Origin of the sequence: Vibrio sp. 10N.222.49.C9 (assembly GCF_041474985.1) — a bacterium.
Lineage (GTDB): Bacteria > Pseudomonadota > Gammaproteobacteria > Enterobacterales > Vibrionaceae > Vibrio > Vibrio crassostreae_C.
In genome coordinates, this window is record NZ_JBFRVD010000933.1 from 1 (window position 1) to 267 (window position 267).

Here is a 267-nt window from a genome sequence, read left to right on the forward strand (position 1 = left end):
CTCTAATCAATCAATTGGGGCACTACATTGTTAGCGGTGGTGGAAAGCGTTTACGCCCGCTTATCACGCTGCTATCGGCTCGTGCTTTGGGGTATGAAGGTGAAGGGCATATCACCGCTGCTGCGTTCATTGAATTCATTCACACAGCAACGCTGTTGCACGATGATGTGGTTGATGAATCGGATATGCGCCGAGGAAAAGAAACCGCCAACGCCGCTTTTGGTAATGCGGCCAGTGTTTTGGTGGGTGATTATATCTACACCCGCT

Annotated in this window: 1 protein-coding gene; it reads left to right on the forward strand. The window is 50.2% G+C overall.

What is annotated here, in order from left to right:
• The coding region (locus AB4585_RS26285) for a polyprenyl synthetase family protein (protein WP_372171699.1) at window positions 1–267 on the forward strand (267 nt) is incomplete at both ends.